Source organism: Streptomyces sp. NPDC127108 (assembly GCF_042677545.1).
GTDB lineage: Bacteria > Actinomycetota > Actinomycetes > Streptomycetales > Streptomycetaceae > Streptomyces.
Genome location: NZ_JBHXTE010000029.1, coordinates 1 through 19,442, shown reverse-complemented (window position 1 = coordinate 19,442; position 19,442 = coordinate 1). Strand labels below are relative to the sequence as shown.

Annotated in this window: 13 protein-coding genes; 9 read left to right on the top strand and 4 right to left on the bottom strand. The window is 74.6% G+C overall.

The window, feature by feature from the left end:
- The first annotated feature begins 60 nt into the window (after nt 1-60).
- From ACFVHO_RS24365 to ACFVHO_RS24330, 8 genes are all read left to right on the top strand, one after another.
- Nucleotides 61-1,332 (top strand): ROK family protein, encoded by a 1,272-nt coding sequence (locus ACFVHO_RS24365; RefSeq protein WP_385718307.1) that lies wholly within the window; start codon nt 61-63, stop codon nt 1,330-1,332.
- A complete protein-coding gene (locus ACFVHO_RS24360; protein WP_385718305.1) occupies nt 1,329-2,951 on the top strand; it encodes a M81 family metallopeptidase in 1,623 nt (540 codons plus the stop codon). Before ACFVHO_RS24365 ends, ACFVHO_RS24360 begins: the two co-directional genes overlap by 4 nt.
- A 21-nt stretch (nt 2,952-2,972) precedes the next feature.
- Entirely contained in the window at nt 2,973-3,791 is an 819-nt protein-coding gene (locus ACFVHO_RS24355; protein ID WP_385718302.1) for a transporter substrate-binding domain-containing protein, read from the top strand.
- A 58-nt stretch (nt 3,792-3,849) separates the two neighbouring features.
- Entirely contained in the window at nt 3,850-4,410 is a 561-nt protein-coding gene (locus ACFVHO_RS24350; protein ID WP_385718299.1) for a hypothetical protein, read from the top strand.
- Between the two features lie 145 nt (nt 4,411-4,555).
- Nucleotides 4,556-5,719, top strand: coding sequence for a serine hydrolase domain-containing protein (locus ACFVHO_RS24345; protein ID WP_385718296.1), 1,164 nt, complete (start codon nt 4,556-4,558; stop codon nt 5,717-5,719).
- A 130-nt stretch (nt 5,720-5,849) separates the two neighbouring features.
- Nucleotides 5,850-7,361 carry a hypothetical protein gene (locus ACFVHO_RS24340; protein ID WP_385718294.1) on the top strand — a complete coding sequence of 504 codons (1,512 nt, stop codon included), beginning with the start codon at nt 5,850-5,852 and terminating at the stop codon, nt 7,359-7,361.
- Between the two features lie 42 nt (nt 7,362-7,403).
- Complete coding sequence (locus ACFVHO_RS24335; protein ID WP_385718291.1) at nt 7,404-8,462, top strand: caspase domain-containing protein; 1,059 nt, start codon at nt 7,404-7,406, stop codon at nt 8,460-8,462.
- Nucleotides 8,449-9,810 (top strand): hypothetical protein, encoded by a 1,362-nt coding sequence (locus ACFVHO_RS24330; protein WP_385718289.1) that lies wholly within the window; start codon nt 8,449-8,451, stop codon nt 9,808-9,810. Before ACFVHO_RS24335 ends, ACFVHO_RS24330 begins: the two co-directional genes overlap by 14 nt.
- Before the next feature lie 587 nt (nt 9,811-10,397).
- Here ACFVHO_RS24330 and ACFVHO_RS24325 read toward each other — a convergent pair.
- From ACFVHO_RS24325 to ACFVHO_RS24310, 4 genes are all read right to left on the bottom strand, one after another.
- Nucleotides 10,398-11,222: a BTAD domain-containing putative transcriptional regulator gene (locus ACFVHO_RS24325; RefSeq protein WP_385718286.1), complete on the bottom strand. Its 825-nt coding sequence runs from the start codon at nt 11,220-11,222 to the stop codon at nt 10,398-10,400.
- Between the two features lie 110 nt (nt 11,223-11,332).
- Complete coding sequence (locus ACFVHO_RS24320) at nt 11,333-14,176, bottom strand: AAA family ATPase (protein ID WP_385718283.1); 2,844 nt, start codon at nt 14,174-14,176, stop codon at nt 11,333-11,335.
- 240 nt (nt 14,177-14,416) lie between these two features.
- On the bottom strand, nt 14,417-14,650 hold the full coding sequence (locus tag ACFVHO_RS24315; RefSeq protein WP_385718280.1) for a hypothetical protein: 234 nt from the start codon (nt 14,648-14,650) through the stop codon (nt 14,417-14,419).
- A gap of 369 nt (nt 14,651-15,019) precedes the next feature.
- Entirely contained in the window at nt 15,020-15,907 is an 888-nt protein-coding gene (locus tag ACFVHO_RS24310) for an aminoglycoside phosphotransferase family protein (RefSeq protein ID WP_385718277.1), read from the bottom strand.
- 264 nt (nt 15,908-16,171) lie between these two features.
- On the opposite strand from ACFVHO_RS24310, the gene ACFVHO_RS24305 reads away from it, so the two are divergent.
- Nucleotides 16,172-19,390: an amidohydrolase family protein gene (locus ACFVHO_RS24305; protein ID WP_385718274.1), complete on the top strand. Its 3,219-nt coding sequence runs from the start codon at nt 16,172-16,174 to the stop codon at nt 19,388-19,390.
- Nucleotides 19,391-19,442: the final 52 nt, after the last annotated feature.

Sequence of the window (19,442 nt, the reverse complement as noted above, 5' to 3'; positions counted from 1 at the left end):
TCGTCGGGACCTAGTGTTCGGCTGGTACTCGAAGCAACTCGTCGAACGAACGGGGTCGGTATGGCCAGCAACGCACACGGCGAACCCGGATCGGCACAGCACATCGTGCGGCTGGTCTCGTCGGGCGCGGCCGCCTCCAGGGCCGACCTGGTGCGGGAGCTGGGACTCGCGCCGTCCACCGTGTCGCTGCGCGTCCAGGAACTCGTCACCGCCGGTGTGCTCACCGAGTCCGGCGAGGGCGCCTCGCGCGGCGGACGCCGCCCCCGGCTCCTGCGGGTGCGCGCCCAGGGCGGCATCGCGCTCGCCGCCGACCTCGGCAGCCACCACGCCAGGCTCGGCGCGGTCGACCTCGACGGCACCGTCCGCGACACCGCCGACCTGCCGCACGACATCACCGCAGGACCCGAGTCGGCCGTGGACTGGCTGTGCGAGCGCGTCACCGAACTCGCCGCACGGGAACGCGCGGCGGGCCGCACCGTGCGCGCCCTCGGCGTAGCCTTCCCCGGCCCCGTCCGCCCCGGCGAGGGCCGCGTCCTGAGCCCCTCCCGCATGCCCGGCTGGCATCGCTACCCGCTGCGCGAGGTCCTCGCCGACCGCCTCGGCCTGCCCGTGTCCGTCGAGAACGACGCCACGATGATGGCCGTCGGCGAGCACGGAGTGGCCCGCCCCGACCTCGACCACATGGTCGTCGTCAAGGCCGGCCGGGGCATCGGCAGCGGTGTCATCGCGTCGGGCCGCCCGCACGACGGCGCTAACGGCGCGGCCGGGGACATCAGCCACGTTCGCGTCGAGGAGGCGGGCGACCGGCCGTGCAGCTGCGGGAACATCGGCTGCCTGGAGACCGTCGCGAGCGGCGCCGCGCTGATCCGTGAACTCGCCCGCCAGGGCGTGGAGGTGGCGACCACGGGCGAGCTGCTCCGGCTCGTCGCCGACGGCGACCCGCTGGCGACCACCCTGGTGCGCACCGCGGGCCGCCACATCGGCGCGGTCCTCTCCGTCGTCGTGAACTTCTTCAACCCGCAGGCCGTGGCGCTCGGCGGCGTACTCGCCACCGCCGAGCCGCTGGTCGCCGCCGTCCGGGGCGTGCTCTACGAACGCTGCCTGCCCGTGTGCACCGCCGACCTGGAGATCACCACCACGGTGACGGGACCGGACGCGGGCCTGCTCGGCGCCGGTCTCACCGCGCTGCGCCGCCACCTGCGGACGGGCCCCGCGGACCTCGCGGCCGGGAGCCCCGACCGGGACCAGGAACCGTCCGGCACCACCACCGAGGACTCCACCGCCAAGGAGCCCTCCGCCCCCGCCGACCAGGAAGAGAGCGCACCCGCATGACCACCGCCCCGGCCGCCCCCGCGACCGCCCCGGCCGTTACCCACCGCCGCCTGCGCGTCGGCATCGGCGGCATCGGCATCGAGTCCTCCACGTTCTGCCCACACCGCTCCACCGCCGACGACTTCCGCCAGACCCGCGGCAAGGAACTCCTCGACCGCTACACCTGGACGCAGCCGGACTCCGACCTCGCGGACCTCGTCGAGTGGGTGCCCCTGCTGCACGCGACCGCGCTCCCCGGTGGCCCGGTGGAGGCCCAGTCGTATCTGGCCCTCAAGGACGAACTGGTCACGCGCATCCGGCAGGCGGGCCCCCTCGACGGGCTCGTGTACGACATCCACGGCGCCATGAGCGTCGTCGGCCTCACCGACGCCGAGGCCGACCTGACCGAAGCCGTCCGCGCGGCCCTCGACTCCGTCGGCACCCCCGACGGCACCGGGCGCCCCATGATCTCCACCGCCATGGACCTGCACGGCAACGTCTCGCACCGCTTCGCCGCGCCCGTCGACCTGCTCACCGCACACCGCCTCGCCCCGCACGAGGACGCCTGGGAGACCCGCGAGCGCGCGGCCCGCAACCTGGTGCGCTGTCTGCGCGAGGGGCGGCGCCCGCACCGCGCCTGGGTGCAGGTGCCCGTCCTCCTTCCGGGCGAGAAGACCAGCACCCGCCTCGAGCCCGCCAAGTCCCTGTACGCCTCGCTCGCCGACATCGAGCGGCTGCCCGGCATCCTCGACGCCGCGATGTGGGTCGGCTACGCCTGGGCGGACGAGCCGCGCTGCCAGGCCGCGATCGTCGTCACCGGCGACGACGCCGAACGCGCCGCCGCCGAGGCCGGACAACTGGCCCGGCGCTACTGGGACGCCCGCCGCGACTTCGTCTTCGTCGGCCCGACGGGCAGCGCCGAGGAGTGCGTCGAGCGGGCCGTGGCCTCGACGAAGCGGCCGTTCCTCATCAGCGACTCCGGCGACAACCCGACGGCGGGCGGCGCGGGCGACCTCGCGTACATGCTCGGCAAGCTCCTGGAGCACGACGCGATCCGCTCCGGCGAGGTCACCGCCGTGCACCCGGGCATCACCGACCCGGTCGCGGTCGCCCGTTGCTTCGAGGCGGGTGTGGGCGCCGAGGTCGAGCTGTCCGTCGGCGGCAAGGTCGACGCCGACCACGGCGGTCCCTACGACCTCACCGCCACCGTCGTCGCCCTGCAGCGCGCCACCGACCAGAAGGACAGGGCCGAGGGCGGCGCGTACGACCGGGGCGTGGACATGGCGGCGGTCCGGGTCGGCGGACTCACCCTGATCCTGGTCGAGCGCCGCAAGCCCTTCCACACGCTCGCCGACTTCACGGGCCCGGCCGAGGGTGGCCTCGGCATCGACCCGCGCACATACGACCTGGTCGTCGTGAAGATCGGCTACCTGGAGCCGGAGCTGTACGACATGGCGGCCGACTGGCTGCTCGCGCTCACCCCGGGCGGCGTCGACCAGGACCTTCTACGGCTCGGACACCACCGCGTGGAGCGGCCCCTGTACCCCTTCGACGACCTGGCGGACGGCGCGTACGAAGATGGCACGGGCCCCGACCTGACGGCGGCCCTGCTGCCGCCGCTCACCCCGCACCGAGTCTGACGCCAGAGAGGAACCGCCCGCATGAAGCGTGCCGCCACCCTGTCCGCCCTCGTCTGCCTGCTCGCCGTCACCGCCGCCGCGCCCGCGGCGCCGGGCGCGAGCCGCGGCCACCACCCCTCGCCCGGCAAGGGCACCCTCCTCGACTCCGTGCCGAAGAAGGGCGTCCTACGGGTGTGCACGACCGGCGACTACCGGCCCTTCACGCACCGCGAGGCCGACGGGACGTACAGCGGCATCGACATCAAGATGGCCCACGACCTCGCCAAGTCCCTCGACGCCAGGCCCCGGTTCGTCGCCACCACCTGGAAGGAGATCGCCGACGACGTCGCGGACGGGCGCTGCGACATCGCCGTCGGCGGCGTCTCCATCACGCTGCCGCGCGCCCGCCAGGTGGCCTTCAGCGAGCCGACCCGCGAGGACGGCAAGACGCCGATCGTGCGCTGCGCAGACAAGGCGCGGTTCGGGGACGGGGCGCTGGCCGACATCGACAAGCCGGGTACCAAGGTCGTCGTCAACCCCGGCGGCACCAACGAGCAGTTCGCCCGCGCGCACATCAAGCAGGCCTCCCTGATCGTGCACCCGGACAACTCCACGATCTTCAAGGAGATCATCGACGGCCGCGCGGACGTGATGATGACCGACGCCAGCGAGAACCGCTACCAGGCGAAGATCCACCCCGAGCTGTGCTCGCTCCACCCCGACAAGCCCTTCACCTTCGCGGAGAAGGCGTACGCCGTGCCGCGCGCGGACGCGCAATTCCGGGAGTACGTCGACCAGTTCGTGCACCTCGCGACGCACGACGGGACGTACGCGGCGTACGAGGCGGAGTGGATGAAGTGAAGGGCGAGGTGAGAGCGCCCAGTTGATACGATCCCGGCTCTGACTCCGGGGGGAACGGATGTTGACAGGAGACGGGCAGCCCGACGACGGGACCGCCGGGCGGCGCGACGACGGCTCTGCCGATGGCAACGGGCCGTCCGACGGCCGGATGCGGCACCTCGCCGAAGAGGTCAGGCAGATCGCCGCCGAGTCGCGGATCGGCGCACGGCGGGCACAGCGGCGCAGCAAGCTGTGGAACGCCACCTACATCTGCCTGGGCTTTCCGGCCGCGGTGCTCGCCGGTATCTCCGGCGCCGCCGGCCTCGCCTCGCCCGGGGCGCGGGTGCCCGCGGCGATCCTCGCGCTCCTGTCGGCGGGTTTCTCGGCCGGGTCGACGTTTCTGCGCGCCGACGCGCGACAGATGGCGAACCTGCGCCGCAGGTACGCCTGGCAGAACCTGGAGACCCGGGCCCGACTGATCCTCGCGCACGAGGCGTACGAGGGCGTGGAGCAGCTGCATACCGCGCTGGTGGCTCTCCTGGAGATGCGGGCGGCCATCCCCTCCAGCGCCCTGGTCCTTGCCGAGGCCGTGCCGCCGCCCCTCCAAGTGCCCGCCGCGCCCACGCCGCCGGGTCCGTAGACCGTTCCCCCAGGGGCCCGGCCTTTTCGACGGGCCCGTAATTCGCTGGAGATGGATGGTGGGGGCACGTACCGTGTGCCGGTCATCGCTCGCCGAAGGTCTGTGCCGTCGCGCGAGCCCAGCGTCACCAGAAAGCAGCGGGACAGTGGAACACAATGGGTGGGCCGACGAACGGTTCGGGGCGGTCGCCGACGTCTTCGCGGAGAACTTCACCGAGTTCGACGAACTCGGCGCGGCCGTCACCGTGTTCGTCGACGGACGCGAGGTCGTGAACCTGTGGGGCGGCGTCGCCGACCAGGAGACCGGCCGGGCCTGGCGGCAGGACACCGTCGTGCCCGTCTTCTCCTGCGCCAAGGGCATCGTCAGCCTCTGCGCCCATCTGCTCGCGCAGCAGGGACGCCTCGACCTGGACGCCCCCGTGGCCACGTACTGGCCGGAGTTCGCCCGCGGCGGCAAGGAGTCCATCACCCCGCGCATGGTCCTCGGCCACCGGGCCGGGCTCCCCGTCCTCGACGCGTCCCCGGCCTTCGCGGAGATCACCGAGTGGACGCCGGTGGTGCGCGCCATCGAGGAACAGGAACCGCTGTGGGCGCCCGGTGAGACGTACGAGTACCACGCCCACGTCTTCGGCTTCCTCCTCGGCGAGGTCATCCGCCGCGTCACCGGACTCACCCCGGGCACCTACTTCCGCGAGGCCGTCGCCGACGAGCTGGGCCTGCGCACCTGGATCGGCCTGCCGAAGCGGGAACTCGGCGCCCTGGCGCGGCTCGTCGAGGCGCCGGGCCGGCCGCCGATGCCCGGCCCCGAATCGATCCTCACCCGCATGGTCACGATGAACGGAGCCTTCGTCTTCCCCGGCGTCGACGTCCCGCACGGCTGGAACGACCCGGCGCTCCTCGGCGCTGAGATCCCCGGCGCGGGCGCGGTCTCCTCGGCGCACGGCCTGGCCGCGCTGTACGCCGCCGCCGCGACCGGCGTCGACGGATCCGAGCGGCTGCTGAGCCGCGAGACCGTCACCGACGCGGTGCGCGAGCAGTCCGGCGGCACCTCCTGGCTCGGCTTCGACATGGGGGTCCGCTGGGGCTCGGGCTTCCTCCTCGACGCCCCGGCCTTCCGCCCCACCCTGGGGCCGCGCAGCTTCGCCAACGACGGCTCCGGCGGCCAGTTCGCCTTCGGCGACGACGAGTTCGGGGTGGGTTTCGCGTACGTGGCCAACAAGATGATCGGGCACGGCGACGCGCGCGCCAACCGCCTCGTCGCGGCCGTACGGGAGTGCCTGGGGGAGCGCCCCGCGACCGCCTTGGGGTAATCCCTGGGCCCGCCCCCGAGGACGCGGCGCGCACGGCGGTTCTACGGTGGCCGTGCCAGGAGCGGCAGGAGTCGGGGGACTTCCGCGACGGGGGGCTCCTGGCGTGCGGCAATCGGCCGGAGGTCCGGACATGCACCCTTCCCGCAGGCGCTGCGTACACAGCGGGACGAGCGGACGGCTCGCCACCACGACCACCGACGACATCGACGCGCTGGTGGCGAGCCTCAAGGACCGGCCGCGCGTGGTCCTGCACTTCCACGGCGGGCTCGTCGACGACACGCTGGGGTTCGCCACCGCCGAGCGGCTCTCGCCGGTGTACGAGGCGGCGGGCGCCGAGCCCGTGTTCTTCGTGTGGAGCAGCGGCCTCCTGGAGACCCTGCAGGGCAACCTGCCGCAGATCCTCGGCGAGGGCGTCTTTCAGACGCTCCTGAACCGGGTGACCCGCTACGCCGCCGGAGTCGTCTTCCAGCGTCCCGGCCGACGCGCCGCGGGTGTGCTGGGCGCGCCGCCCGCCCGGGCCGTGGCCGCCGAACTCGCCCTGCTGCGCACCGGCCAGGAACCGTACGCGCGCCTGACCCCGCCCGCCGCCGTACCACCGCTCGGCGAGGCCGAACGCGTCCTCATCACCGCCGAACTGTCGGCGGACACCGAACTAGCCGACCGCAACCGGGAAATCGTGGGCTCGGTCCTGCGGTCGGCACCCACGACGACCGCCGCGCGCGACATCAACGGGGGGCGCGCGGCGGTCGCCACACTCATGTCACCGGACACGGTCGCCGAACTCGCCGCGGACACCGCCGAGGGCGGCAACCGGCGCGCCCTGGTGACCTCCGCGCTCCTCGTGCGCAAGACGGTGCGCGTCATCGCCGCCGTCGTGGGCCGGTTCCGGCTGCGCACCGACCACGGCATGTACCCGACCGTCGTCGAGGAGATCCTGCGGGAGTTCTACGTCGCCAACGTGGGCGCCGCCGTCTGGGACGCCATGAAGCGGCAGACGGCCGACACGTTCGCGCAGTCCGACGAGACCCGCGCGGGCCGCTACTTCCTGGACCGCTTCAGCCAGCTCCTCGCCTCCGGCAGCCGCCCCAAGGTCACCGTCGTCGGGCACAGCGCGGGCGCCGTGTTCATCGGCAACCTGCTCACCGACCTCGCCCGCAGGCGCGCCGCGGCCGACGACCCGCTGCCCGCCGACTTCCGCGTCCGCGACGTCGTGCTCCTCGCCCCCGCCTGCACCGTCACCCAGCTCGCGCCGGTCGTACGGCTGCGCCGCGAACTCTTCGACCGGCTGCGGATGTTCACCATGACCGACCCGGCCGAGCGCGCCGACCACCTGGTGCCGCTGCTCTATCCGAGGTCGTTGCTCTACTTCATCTCCGGCGTCCTGGAGCGTGGCCCCGCCCGGCAGTCGGCCGTCGCGCCGATTGCCGGCATGCAGCGCTGGTTCACCGCCGACGGCGCCTTCGGCGGGCAGGACTCCGAGGACCTGCGGGCGTTCCTCGCGGCGGACCCGCGGCGCACCGTGTGGTCGCCGGTGGCGGCGGGGGCGGGAGAGCCCGGGCTGCAATCCGGAGCCCGTACGCACGGCGCGTTCGACAACGACCCCGAGGTCCTTGCGAGCCTCGCGCGGATGCTCGCCGACTGACGGGCGGACGCGTCCGCACGGGTTCACAAAGGGGGAAGCCCGATGAACGACCTGCACTACGCCGTGGTCGTCGGCATCAACCGCTATCCGGCGATCAGCGACCTCAGCGGCGCGCGCGGCGACGCGGCACGGTTCCACGACTGGCTCGTGGACTCGGCCGGAGGCGACGTACCCGAGCGGAACGTCACGCTCGTCACGGCCACCGAACGCGACGAGCGCGAGGCCGACGTGATGAGCGCCGTCCCGACCCGCGAGAACGTCAACCGCGCCCTGTACCGGACCCACTGCGCGGTGCGCGCCGCCGTCGAGGGCGGCGGGGACTGGGCCGACACCCGGCTGTACGTGTTCCTCGCCGGGCACGGCATCGCGCCGTTCGGCGGCGACGCCGCGCTGCTCATGGCCAACGCCGCGATCGACCTCCTCGGCAACCACATCGCCGTACGCCCGTACCTGTCGTGGTACGAATCGGCGTCGCCGTTCCACGAGATCGTCTTCTTCGCCGACTGCTGCCGCACCCGCTTCGGCGGCGTCACCGCGTTCGGGCCGCCCTTCACCGACACCACCGAGGCCCCCGACAAGGTCGAGTGCTTCGTCGGCTACGGCTCGGCCCTCGGCGACCCCGCCTACGAACAGCTCTCGCCCCACCCCGACCAGTCGCGCGGGCACTTCACCACCGCCCTCCTCGAAGGGCTGCGCGGGGCGGGCGGCGGTACCGTCACCGCCGAGGGCGAGGTGACGTCGGACAGTCTCGCGCGCTACGTACGCCGGCACGTCCTCGACCGGACGGCCGGGGAACTCGTCCCGCAGGAGGCCCGGTTCCTGCGGGAGACCAGCACGCCGATCGTCTTCGCCAGGGGGCTCGGCGGCGTCGGCTCGTACCCCGTGACCCTGCGCTTCCCGCCGGGCTTCAAGGGCGGGGTCGAGCTGCGCGGCCGGGGCTTCGACGAGCCGCGCAGGCTGGACATCGACGGGGCGGACCACGTCGCGTCGCTGGTGCCGGGGCTCTACAAAGTCGTCGCGGACAGCCTGACCGCGCCGGAGTTCACGGACGGCGGGTTCTTCGAGGTAGTGACCGGGGGTGGCAGCGTTGTCCAGTTCTGACAAGCCGGGTACGGCAGGGGCCGAGCGGGGCCCGGAGGTCCCGTTCGTCGTCATCCCCGACACCCCGTCGGTCCTCGTCACCGTGACCGACGAGGCGATGACCGAGGTCACCCACGGCATGGGCACCATCGAGACGACCGTCGCCCCCGGCATCTACCGCATCGAACAGCGCTTCGCGGGCGCCGTGGCCAGCCAGCTCGTCGAGGTCGGCACGACCGCCTTCACCGCCCGCCTGCCACTGCCCCGCATCCCCGCACCGGCCCCCGTCGAACGCACCGTCACCACGCAGGCCGCCCACCGCGAGGCCACCCTGCGCTGGAGCACGGAATCCACGCACCGGCGCGGCCGGCCCAGCCTGATGGTGCTGCTGCGCAACCTGCGCCCCGGCTGGCGCTTCGACCCCTGCGCCCTCCAGATCACCGACGGGACCGGCGCGGCCGTGGACGGCGGCGAGACGGGCTGGCGGGCCGACCCGCAGCAGGGCTGGGCCGCCTGGAGCGGCCGCCTCACGCCCGGGGGCTACCGGCTGCGGCTGCGCGAACCCTCCGGCGAGGGGCTGCCGCTGGCCCAGGCCCTGTGGGTGTCGGAGGGCTGGACCACGCTCGTCTTCGTCGGCAACGGTCCGTACGGGCCGCAGCCGCAGCACGCCACGGTCGAGATGGCCCCGCTCGGCACCGGCTGGCGCCCGGCCGACGAGGCCCTGAACCTCGCCCGCGAGGCCGCCCTCTCCGGGCTGCGCCAGGGCATCGACCTGACGTCGGACCGGCAGCTGTTCCCGATGCTCGATTCGGGGCGCCTCGACCCGTTCCTCGGCATCGTCGGCGCGCACGCCATGCTCCTCGACCGTGCGCCCGACCTGCGCCGCCTGGACGAGGTCGTCCGGCGCCTCGCCCCGCACGTCCCCGGGCACCCCGACCTCGCCGCGCTCAGCACCCTGTTCGACGGGGCGGCCCCGCAGGTGTCGTCGCCGCCGATGCTGGCCGCCTCCTGCCAACTGCTCATCCGGGCCGACGGCGCCGACCCCGGCGTCATCAAGGACGGTTCGGTAGCGGAGAGCGTCGCCGAGCACCTCGTCGGGCGCGGAGTCTGGACGACGTGGCTGGAGGAGGACCGGCGGCCCGCGTCGGGGGCACGCGGCGGCCTCACGGCGCCCGCGGCCGGGCCCCCGGCGGACGACCCGGTGAGCCGCGTCGAGGCCTACGTACGCGAGATCGCGGCCCTCGCCGACAAGCCCGTCGAGGAGGTCCTGCGGGACGTCCCGCAGGGCGAGCTGTGCCGCAGGACGGGCCTGCCGCACCGGCCGGTGGAGCGGGCGATCGAGCGGTTGCGGGAGGCGGGGGAGGGCTGAGCCGGGGGGCGGGGTCCGGGGGCGGGGCCGGGCCGGGTCGGGCAGCGGGGTCCGGCTCCGGGGCCGGGGGGAGTGGAGGGGCCGGGCGGCTCGGGGGAGCCCGGCCCCTCTGGCGTGGGTGAGGGATTCCCCCTCTGGCAAGGGTGGGGGCTTCGTCGGTGGTCGTCTGTGTGGGCGAAGGCAGGTGCGTGGTCGCCCGAAGGCAGGTACCCGCAGGCAGCTGTGGGGGTGAGCGCGACGGCCGGTGGGCCGCGAGTGCGCGCGGGGAGAGGCTGGTGCCCACGGTCGGCCGTGTCGTGGCCTACCGCGGGACTTGGGCACCCCGTCCAGGGCATGAGCGACCACCCAGGTGGTGGCCGTGACGGCCGGCGCGTCGCTCAACCAGGGGAGATCCCCCTTCTCCCCGCATCCTGGACGGGGCACGCCCCATCGTGCCGGTAGGGGCGTCACCGCGGCGTCACGTCATCCGTGGGTGCCCTGTCCGGCGCCCCGCACCGCCGTCGCGCCCTCGCGTTTCCGGAGCGTGCCGCGGGGCCGCCCCCAGGAGGGCGTACCACCGTAACGCCACAGCGGAGCGTGTCCCAGCCTCAGACCAGCGCGTGCCGCAGCATCGACGAGAACTGGCCGGAAGGCTCCACGCCGAGTTCCCTCAGGAGGAGTTCGCGGAACGTCTCGTACTGCCGCACCGCCTCCGTGAGGTTGTGCTCGGCGAGGTGCACGGACACGACCGCGCGGTGGGCGCTCTCGCGCAGCGGGTCGACGCGGGTGCTCTCCAGGGCGGCCTCCAGCGCGGGAGCGTACAGGCGCCGGGCCACGAGCCGCGCCGACAGCGCCTCCAGGGCGTGCAGCCGCAGCTGGTGCAGCCGCTCGCGTTCGAAGGCCACCCAGTCCTGCTGCCAGCCGGGCAGCAACTCGCGGCCCAGGAGCAGTACTTGGTAGGCCGTCCGCATGCGTTCCCGCGCCGCCGACAGGGCGTCCCCGGACAGGACCTGGTGCGCTACCTCGGTGAGGTCCTGGATGTCGACGCGCACCCGGCGGCTGAGCGAGAGGGCGCCGTCGTGGGCGTCGGTGAGTGCCGAACTCGCGCCGTTGAGCCGCCATACGGCGGTGCGCAGGCTGGCGCGGGCCCGCGCCTCGGTGACGTCGGGCCACAGCGTGCCCGCGAGCGCCGAGCGCGTCGCCGCCCCGCACAGCGCGAGCCGCGCGAGCACCTGACGGCCGCTCGCGGGCACGTCGAGCGGCTCACCGGCACGCGCGTCGAGACAGCCCGGGTCGTCCGGACACACGTCGGTGCAGTCCGGGTTCCCGCAAGCGGGTTCCGGTGCCTCCCGGGTGAGGAGGAATCCCCCGAGCAGCCGCAGCCGCAGTGTCGGCCGCTCCTCACCGGCCGCCCCGTACCTGATGGAAACCATCGGGCCACCTCCAGTGGCTCCCGCGTTCGCCCTAGCCCTACCGGCTCGACCGTACGAGCGGGGCGCCGCGCGCGCCTCCGGGACCGTGCCGGGGATTACCCCGGTTCACCTCAGCCCGCCGACGGCGACGAGGACTGCGGCCCGAGCCGCTGGACCAGGCCGATCCGCGAGGTGATCCCGAGCTTCGCGTAGGTGTGGCCCAGGTGGTATTCGATGGTCTTGACGCTCAGGGCGAGCGCCGTGGCGATCTGACGGTTCGTGAGGCCCTGGGCGGCGAGGCGGGCCACGGCCAGCTCCTGCGGGGTGAGCGTCCCGTCCAGGGCGTCGGCGGCGGCGTCCCGCTCCCGGCCGTCCGCCGGGAGGTCGGGCACCGCCCGTCCGCAGGCGTTCAACTCCCGCAGGCACAGCGCCCGGTAGGGAGCCGCGCCCAGCGCCGTCATCGTCGTGTACGCGGCCTGCAACTGCGCGATGGCCAGGGACCGGCGGCCGATCCTGCGCAGGAACGAGCCGTGGTCCAGCTCCACCCGTGCCCGTCCGAACGGCGCCGGGACCTGCGCGGCGTGGTCCTGCGCCCGCGCGAACGCCGCCTGCGCGCGCTTGGGGTCGCGGCGCGCGGCGGCCAGATTGCCCCGGGCCCGCGCGGCCGCGGCGAGCGACGCGTGCCGGCCGCGGGCCCGCGCCCGCTCCTCGAACGGCCCGAGCACCGCCTCCGCCTCGGCCAGCTCACCGACCTGCACCAGCGCGTCGCCGAGCAGCGGCTGCCAGTCGACGACGCCCGGCTCGTTGACGCCGTCCTGTTCGGCGAACCGCAGCAGCGGACGCAGCGCGTCCACGACCTCCCGCGGCTCGCCGCGCGCGTCCGCGAAGTGCCCTCGCGCGCACACCGCGTACGCCCACGCGACGGGTGTCTCGGCGCCGCCCGGCACGTCGAGGGCGGTCCGCAGATGGTCCGACGCGCGCTCCCAGGCGCCGCGCGCGGCCAGGATCTGCGCGGAGACGCCGTGCGTGACGGGCTTCAGCCACGACTGGTCGGTGTCGTCGGCGATCGACGCGGACGACTCGGCGTGGATCAGCGCCTCGTCCCACGCGCCGAGCCGGTGCAGGGTCTGGGCGAGCGCGGACGCCGAGAGCAGCCGCAACGGCACCGTTGTCGTACGGCAGTTGGCGACGGCCCCGAGCAGGTCCTGGCGCGCTCCCGGCAGATCGTCCGACCAGAGCCGCAACTGCCCCCGTGCGAGCAGCAGGTCGATGCTCTTCAGCGGCACGATCATGGGGTCGGGCAGATCCGCGGCGAGCGCGATGCCTTCCTTGGCGCGACCGCTGAGGCCGAGGGCGATGAGGTGGTTGAAGCGCAGCATGCGGCTCGGCCCCTGCGCGGTGGAGAGGCGCTGCGCGCGCTCGGCCCACTGCGCGGCCACCGCGGCGCGGCCGCACATCACGGCCGCGTAGCTCAACTGCTCGGCCGCGCGGGCCGCGAGGCAGGGGTCCCGATCGCGGTCGCACTGCTCCCAGGCGTCCGCGAGCAGCGTCCTGGCCGCCTCCGTGCGCCCCTGTACGCGCGCCACATAGCCGCGTACGTAGCCGCGCAGCGCCGGATCGGCCCCGTCGGGCACGCCGTTGGCCAGCTCGGCTGCCTCCTGCACCCGGCCGTCGAGCAGGAGTGCCTCGACGGCCTCGACGGCGAGCCGGTCCCGCTCCCGGGGGCTCGTCGCGACGCGCGAGGCGTGCCGCAAGTGCGTGCCCGCGACGGACCACTGGCCGGTTGCGGCCTCGCGGCGCGCGCAGGTCGCGAGGGCGTCGGCGAGCTGCTCGTCGGGTCCGGTGGCGGCGAGGACCCGGTGACGCAGCTTGGTGTACTCGTCGTCGACCAGCTCCGCGGCCCGCGTGTGCAGGGCGGCGCGCTGGGCGGGCCCGATGTCCTGGTAGACCGCCGCGTGCACCAGCGGGTGCGGGAAGGCGACCTCAGGGGCCACTCCGGCGGGCGTCTCGCGCAAAAGCCCTGACTTCACGGCTCGTTCGAGCGCGGGCAGCGGCTGGGCGACCCGCGCGAGCCGGGCGGCGGTGCGCAGTCGGCAGGAGAGCCCGAGCACGCTCACCGCCTGCACCAGGCGCTGGGTGGCCGCCCCGCAGTCGGCGAGGTTGGCGAGCACCAGCATGGCGTACGACCGGGGCGCGGGCAGCGGCGTCGCCACGTCGAGCAGGACGTCGGGCGGCACCTGGCCGAGCAGCGCGCGGGCGTGCAGCGGATTGCCGTGGGTGTGGGAGTGCAGCCGCTGGGACGCCGAGTGCGGAAGGCGCGCGGAGCCCAGGCGCACGCTGAGCGCCGCCAGCTCGCCGGGGCTGAGGCCGTCGAGGACGAGGCGGCGCGTGGGGGCGTCGGTGAGGAGGCGGCGCAGTCCGTCGGGCAGTTCGGGAACCTGCGGGTCGCGCAGCGCGACGATCGCGAGGACCCGGTCGTGGCGCAGCCGCCGCAGCGCGAACGTCAGCGCGTTCAGGGACTCCGGGTCCGCCCAGTGCGCGTCGTCCACGACCAGGATGACAGGGCCCTTGCCCTGCACCTCGCTCAGCAGGTCAAGGAGCCCGAACCCGGCCGCGAGCGGCGGCAGGTTGGCGTGCAGCGACTGCGGTACGCGGACGAGTCCGGCCAGGGTCTCCGGCACCGGCAGCGGGCTCTGCCCGACGAGCTGGGCGAGCACCCCGCACGGCAGCGCGCTCTCGTTCTCCTCGCCGCTCGCGTGCAGCACGCAGGTGCCGTGCACCGAGTCGAGGAACCGGCGCACCAGGGCCGTCTTGCCGATGCCGCCGGGCCCTTCGAGCAGCACCAGCCGCGGCGAGCCCGCGCAGACGTCGGCGAAGTCCTGCTGGAGCGCGGCCAGTTCACGGGTGCGACCACAGAACGCGTCGCCGGGCGGCGGGGCGTGGAAGAGGTCGTGCGCTGTGCCCTCGGTCGTCATCACCGCCCCCGCGCATCGGCACCGGCCGCGGGTGACCAGAGAGAAACGGTGACCCGTGCCGGGCGCATGGCCAGAACACCACGATGGTGGGCGACCGGCGCTCCGCACAAGGCGAATTCCGACTTACGTGGTCGAGGACCGGCCAGGCTCGGCCGTGCGGGCCGCCTGTTCGGGACGTCCGTCCGGGACGTCCGTCCGGGCTTGTCCGCTACAGAGACGTCTGTCCGGGCTGCCTGTCCGCTACAGAGCGGTCAGGCCGCCACCCGGCGGCTCCTGGCGCGGAGCGGTCCGCCCGGCATCCGGCGCCTCCTGATACGGCGGGGCGTCCAGCCCCGCACCCTCCGGCAGCGGCGGTTCGAGCAGCGAGAGGAGTTCGAGCCAGCCGTGGAAGGGCCGCGGACTGCCGCAGCTCTCGACGGCGACGCTTCCGCACACACCGTCGTGCTCGCGGTACACCTCGATGACATAGCGCACAACGCCTCCCCAGGGACCGGCCCAGGGCGTGAGCCGTGACGCATGGCGACGCCGTCCAGAGTAGAAGCGGCGCGATGGGCGCCGCGTCGGTGCGGCACCTAGGGAAATCCCTAGGGTGGAATGGGAGTTGTGCCCCTGGGTGCAGGGGGTTGCAGAAGGCTTCCGGTGCGGGTGCTGCGCAGGGTGCGGGTGGGGCGGGAGCTGACGACGACATGGGTCGCTCCGGCGGCGGCGAGCGCGCCGGCCCCGTCCGCCCGGGACCCGAGACGCGGAAGCCCCGCCCGACCCGGACCCAAAGCGCGAACGCCCCGCCCGACCCGGGCCCAAAGCACGAAAGCCCCGCCCGACCCGGGCCACGAATCCCCGCCCTCAGCCCGCCCAGGCCCGCTCCACCTGCGCGCGCAGCAGAGGCAGCGGGCTGTCGTCACGGCCGTCGAGGCGGTGGGCGAGCCGGATCGCGGTGTCGCAGCGCGCCAGGAGCACCCCGCGCCGGAACACCTCCGGCGCCAGACCGGCCGCGACGGCCACCCGCTCGGTCGCCGGGGTGCCGATGGACAGGGCGAGCCCGGCCACGTCCTCGGCCGGATCGCCCACGACGGCGTCCGCCCAGTCGAGCACGCCGCTGACCCGGCCCGTGGAACTCACCAGCAGATGCTCGCCCTTGAGGTCGTTGTGGAGTACGACGGCGGGCGCGGGGCGCGCCGTGGCGGCGGGCCCGTGCGGCGGCACGTGTGCGGCGGGCGCCTCGCCGTACGCGGCAAGGCGGGCCAGCGCCTCCTCGGCGGAGCGCCGCAGCGCGTCCAGCGCTCGCGGCTCCTGCCGGGGGAGTCCCAGTGCCGACGCCCTGCCCGGGGGCAGGGCGCGCAGGCCCCGCAGCATCCCGGCCAGGTCGTGCTCGCCTTCCCGCCCCACGGGCCGCCGCTCCGCCGAGTCCCCCGGCAGCCGGGAGTCGACGGTGCAGGCGAGCCCCGGCGCCCAGTCGCCGGCCGCGACGCTCACCGGCACGGCGACCGGCACGTACGCCTGGATCGCCGCCCGGAGCGCGACCTCCCGCCGCTGCCGCACGGCCGCGTCCTCGTCCAGCGTGAGCCGCAGGACGTACCGCTCGCCGACCCACCAGGTGGAGTGCTCGCCGCCCTCGTCGACGGGTTCCACCCGCAGGTCGGGTTCCTTTGGCAGCAACTGGCCGATGAGGGCGCGCACCACGGACGGCGAGGGTGAGGCCGTGGGCGACAGTGGGTCGGGGGAGGTGCACATGGCGTCGATCGTGGCACCCGCCGGACAGGGCCTCCAGCGCATATTCGCCGGAGAGCCGGAGAGCCGGAGAGCCGGAGAGCCGGAGAGCCGGAGAGCCGGAGAGCCGGGGACACCGGGACACCGGGACACCGGGGAGTCGGGGATACCGGGGCGCCCGTGCGGGGGCACCGCCGGGACGCCCCATGCCCGCCACCCCAGTGACACCCGTGACCCCCCGCGCAGGCGGTGTTGCTCAGCGCAGCGCGGTGCGCGAGTGTTCCTCGCATGGATCGCGACAGGAACCACACCCCCCTCCCTCCTCCTCGTTCCTCTCAACTGTCACGCCGTCAACTGCTGGTCGCCGCAGGCGTGGCCGGGGCCGCCGGTGCCGTCGGGGTGGCGGGCGCCGGGCCCGCCGCGGCGCGCGAATCCGCCGGTGTGCCCCTGTCGTTCAGACGGGCCACCAACGGCTCGGCGACGCTCTCGCCCACCGGGGACCGGCTGGTCGCCGAGGTGCAGCACGTCCTGTGGTCCCAGCCGCGCGGCGGCGGCAAGGCGGAACAGCTCACCCCGCCCGGCCTGGAACCCAACCGGCCGGTGTACGCGCCGGACGGCGAACTCATCGCGTTCTGCGCCTTCCAGGGCGGCGGCTTCCACATCTGGACCATGCGTCCCGACGGCTCGGAGGTCCGGCAGCGCACCGAGGGCCCCTGGGACGACCGCGGCCCCGCCTGGTCGCCCGACGGTACGCGGCTCGCCTTCGCGTCCGAACGCGGCGGCGACCCGGTCGCGGGCAGCCCGTACCGCATCCACGTCCTCGATCTGCGCAGCGGCGAGCTGTCCCGCGTCACCGGGGTGCCGGGGCAGGGCGGCCCGCTGCAGGACGGTCCCTGGGAGGACTTCGACCCGGCCTGGTCGCCGGACGGGAAGCGGATCCTGTTCGTCCGGGCGAAGGGGGTCACTTCGGCCACCGGCCTGACCCTGGAGGCACGGACCGTCGCCACCGTCCCTGCCGACGGGGAGGGCCCCGTCGTCGTGGAGCACACCGAGACCGAGAACGCCCAGGTCATGACGCCCGCCCTGAGCACGGACGGCCGTCGCCTCGCCTATCTGCGCACCACCGCGTCGCCCGCCGCGTCCTGCGCGCTCGTCGTCGACGGCAAGCGCGTGGACGTCACCGGCGACATCGCGCCCGTACCGCCGCGCTGGACGAAGGACGGCCGGCTGCTCCTGACCGTCGAAGGGCGCTTCACCCTCGTACGCCCGGAAGCACCGGGCACGGCGGAGGCGATTCCGTTCGACGGCGTGCTGCGTGTGGACCGGCCGCGCTACCGGGTCAAGGAGTACGACCTCGGGCTCGCGGACGAGCGGGTGCGGCCCGTGCGGGGCGTCCATCTGCCCGCGCTCTCGCCGGACGGCCGCAAGGTCGCCTTCGCGGCCCTCAATTCGCTGTGGCTCGCGGACGCGAAGGGCGGCCGGGCGCCGAAGCGGCTGCGGAGGGCGGAGCCCACGCGCTATCTCCTCGGCCCGACGTGGGCGCGGGACGGACGCTCCCTGGTGTACGCCGACGACCGCGACGGGCTCCTCGGCGTCTACCGGCGGGACCTGGCCACCGGCAAGGAGACCGCACTGGCGACGGGCGGCCGCGTGCACCCCGCGCTCTCGCCCGACGGCAAGCGGCTCGCCTGCCTCGACACGACGGGCAGGCTCGTCGTACGGGACCTGGACACGGGCACCGAACGCGTCGTCGCCGACCCCCTCGGGGGCGGCGGAATCCCCGGGCGGCCGAGCTGGTCGCCGGACGGCCGCCTGCTCGCCCTGTGCGACCGCAACCGACTCAACCTCCGCTTCCGCGAGGGCTACAACCTCATCCGGGTCGTCGACGCCACCACGGGAACCGCCCGCCTGCACCCCGTCGCGCCCCACACCTCCGTCGCCGACCGGTACGACTCCGGGCCCGTCTGGTCGCCCGACGGCCGCTGGATGGCGGTGATCGTCGAGTCCGCGCTGTGCCTGCTGCCCGTCGCCCCCGACGGCAGCCCGCGCGGCGAGCTGCGCACCCTCACCACCGAACCCGCCGACCACCCCACCTGGTCGGGCGACTCCAAGACGCTCCTCTACCTGTCGGGCGCCAAGCTGCGCCTCATCGGTGTCGACGGCGGCCACACCCGCACCGTGCGCGTCCCGCTCGACCAGCGCAGGCCCGCACCCGCCGACACCGTCGTGCACGCCGGACGGCTGTGGGACGGCACCGGCGACACGGTCCGCGAGGACGTCGACATCGTCGTACGCGGCGGGCGCGTCACCGCCGTCGAACCGCACCGCGCCTCCCGCACGGGCGCCCTCCGCCGCGTCGACGCCTCGGACCGCACCGTCCTGCCGGGCCTGTGGGACACCCACACCCATCCGTGGCAGAGCACCTACGGCGGCCGCCAGACCGCCGGCCAGCTCACGTACGGGATCACCACGGCCGTCTCGCTCGGCGGCTTCGCCTACGAACAGGCGCGCATCCGCGAGGCGGTCGCCACCGGACAGCTCGCCGGGCCCCGCCTGCTGACCACCGGTGAACTCCTCGACGGCGGGCGCGTCGCGTACAGCATGGGCCGCGCCCACCGCACCCGCGCGGGCCTGCGCCGCTCCCTGGAGCGGGCCGCGCAGCTCGACTGGGACTTCGTCAAGACCTATGTACGCGCGCCCAGTTGGGTGATGGAGGAGGCCGCCCACTTCGCGCACGAGCGCCTGGGCGTGCGTTCGGGCAGCCACTTCCTGTCACCCGGCATCCAGTCCGGGCAGGACCTGACGACCCATCTGCAGGCGACCCAGCGCGCCGAGTTCGGGCACGCCACCACGGCTTCCGGGTACTCCTATGACGACGTCACGGAGATCTACAGCGCGCGGGGAGCGCGGTTCGCGATGATCGCGACGCCGTTCACCTCGGCGCCGCTCCTCGGCGCGGACCCCGGTCTCGCCGACGACCCCCGGGTCACCGCGGTGATGGCGCCGTGGGACGCGGCGGCGGTCGTGAAGGGTGCGGGCACCCCGCCGACGGCCGCCCAACTGGCCACCCTGCGCAGGGAGACGGACATCTACCGGCGCATCCTCGCCGCAGGTGGCCTCGTCGCCCTCGGCACCGACCAGCCCCTCGTCCCGATCGGCCTGTCGCTGCACCTGGGCCTGCGCGCCCTGCACCGTGGCGGCCTCTCCCCGGTCGAGGCGCTGCGCACCGTGACGGTCCTTCCCGCGCGGCTGTTCGGCGTCGCGGACGACCTCGGCACCGTCGAGGCGGGGAAGGTCGCCGACCTGACGGTCGTGGACGGCGACCCGTTCACGGACTTCGCGTCGCTGGTGCGGACCGTGGCGGTGCTGCGCGGCGGCACTCCGTACGAGACCGACGACCTCGTGTCCGCCTTCCCGAAGGCGACCCGGCACGCCCACGAAGGCCCCGACTGGCTGCAGGTGGGACGCCTCATGCGGCGGGACGGCTGCTGCGATCCCGGGATGTGAGTCCGGGGCCGTGAACCGGGGACGCCGACGGCGCCCGGTGCGGGGTGGGACC

Excerpts from the sequence above, each read along its gene's own strand:
- ACFVHO_RS24365 (WP_385718307.1), top strand. The coding sequence starts at position 61 with ATGGCCAGCAACGCACACGGCGAACCCGGATCGGCACAGCACATCGTG.
- ACFVHO_RS24360 (WP_385718305.1), top strand. The coding sequence starts at position 1,329 with ATGACCACCGCCCCGGCCGCCCCCGCGACCGCCCCGGCCGTTACCCAC.
- ACFVHO_RS24355 (WP_385718302.1), top strand. The coding sequence starts at position 2,973 with ATGAAGCGTGCCGCCACCCTGTCCGCCCTCGTCTGCCTGCTCGCCGTC.
- ACFVHO_RS24350 (WP_385718299.1), top strand. The coding sequence starts at position 3,850 with ATGTTGACAGGAGACGGGCAGCCCGACGACGGGACCGCCGGGCGGCGC.
- ACFVHO_RS24340 (WP_385718294.1), top strand. The coding sequence starts at position 5,850 with ATGCACCCTTCCCGCAGGCGCTGCGTACACAGCGGGACGAGCGGACGG.
- ACFVHO_RS24335 (WP_385718291.1), top strand. The coding sequence starts at position 7,404 with ATGAACGACCTGCACTACGCCGTGGTCGTCGGCATCAACCGCTATCCG.
- ACFVHO_RS24325 (WP_385718286.1), bottom strand. The coding sequence starts at position 11,222 with ATGGTTTCCATCAGGTACGGGGCGGCCGGTGAGGAGCGGCCGACACTG.
- ACFVHO_RS24320 (WP_385718283.1), bottom strand. The coding sequence starts at position 14,176 with ATGACGACCGAGGGCACAGCGCACGACCTCTTCCACGCCCCGCCGCCC.
- ACFVHO_RS24310 (WP_385718277.1), bottom strand. The coding sequence starts at position 15,907 with ATGTGCACCTCCCCCGACCCACTGTCGCCCACGGCCTCACCCTCGCCG.
- ACFVHO_RS24305 (WP_385718274.1), top strand. The coding sequence starts at position 16,172 with ATGGATCGCGACAGGAACCACACCCCCCTCCCTCCTCCTCGTTCCTCT.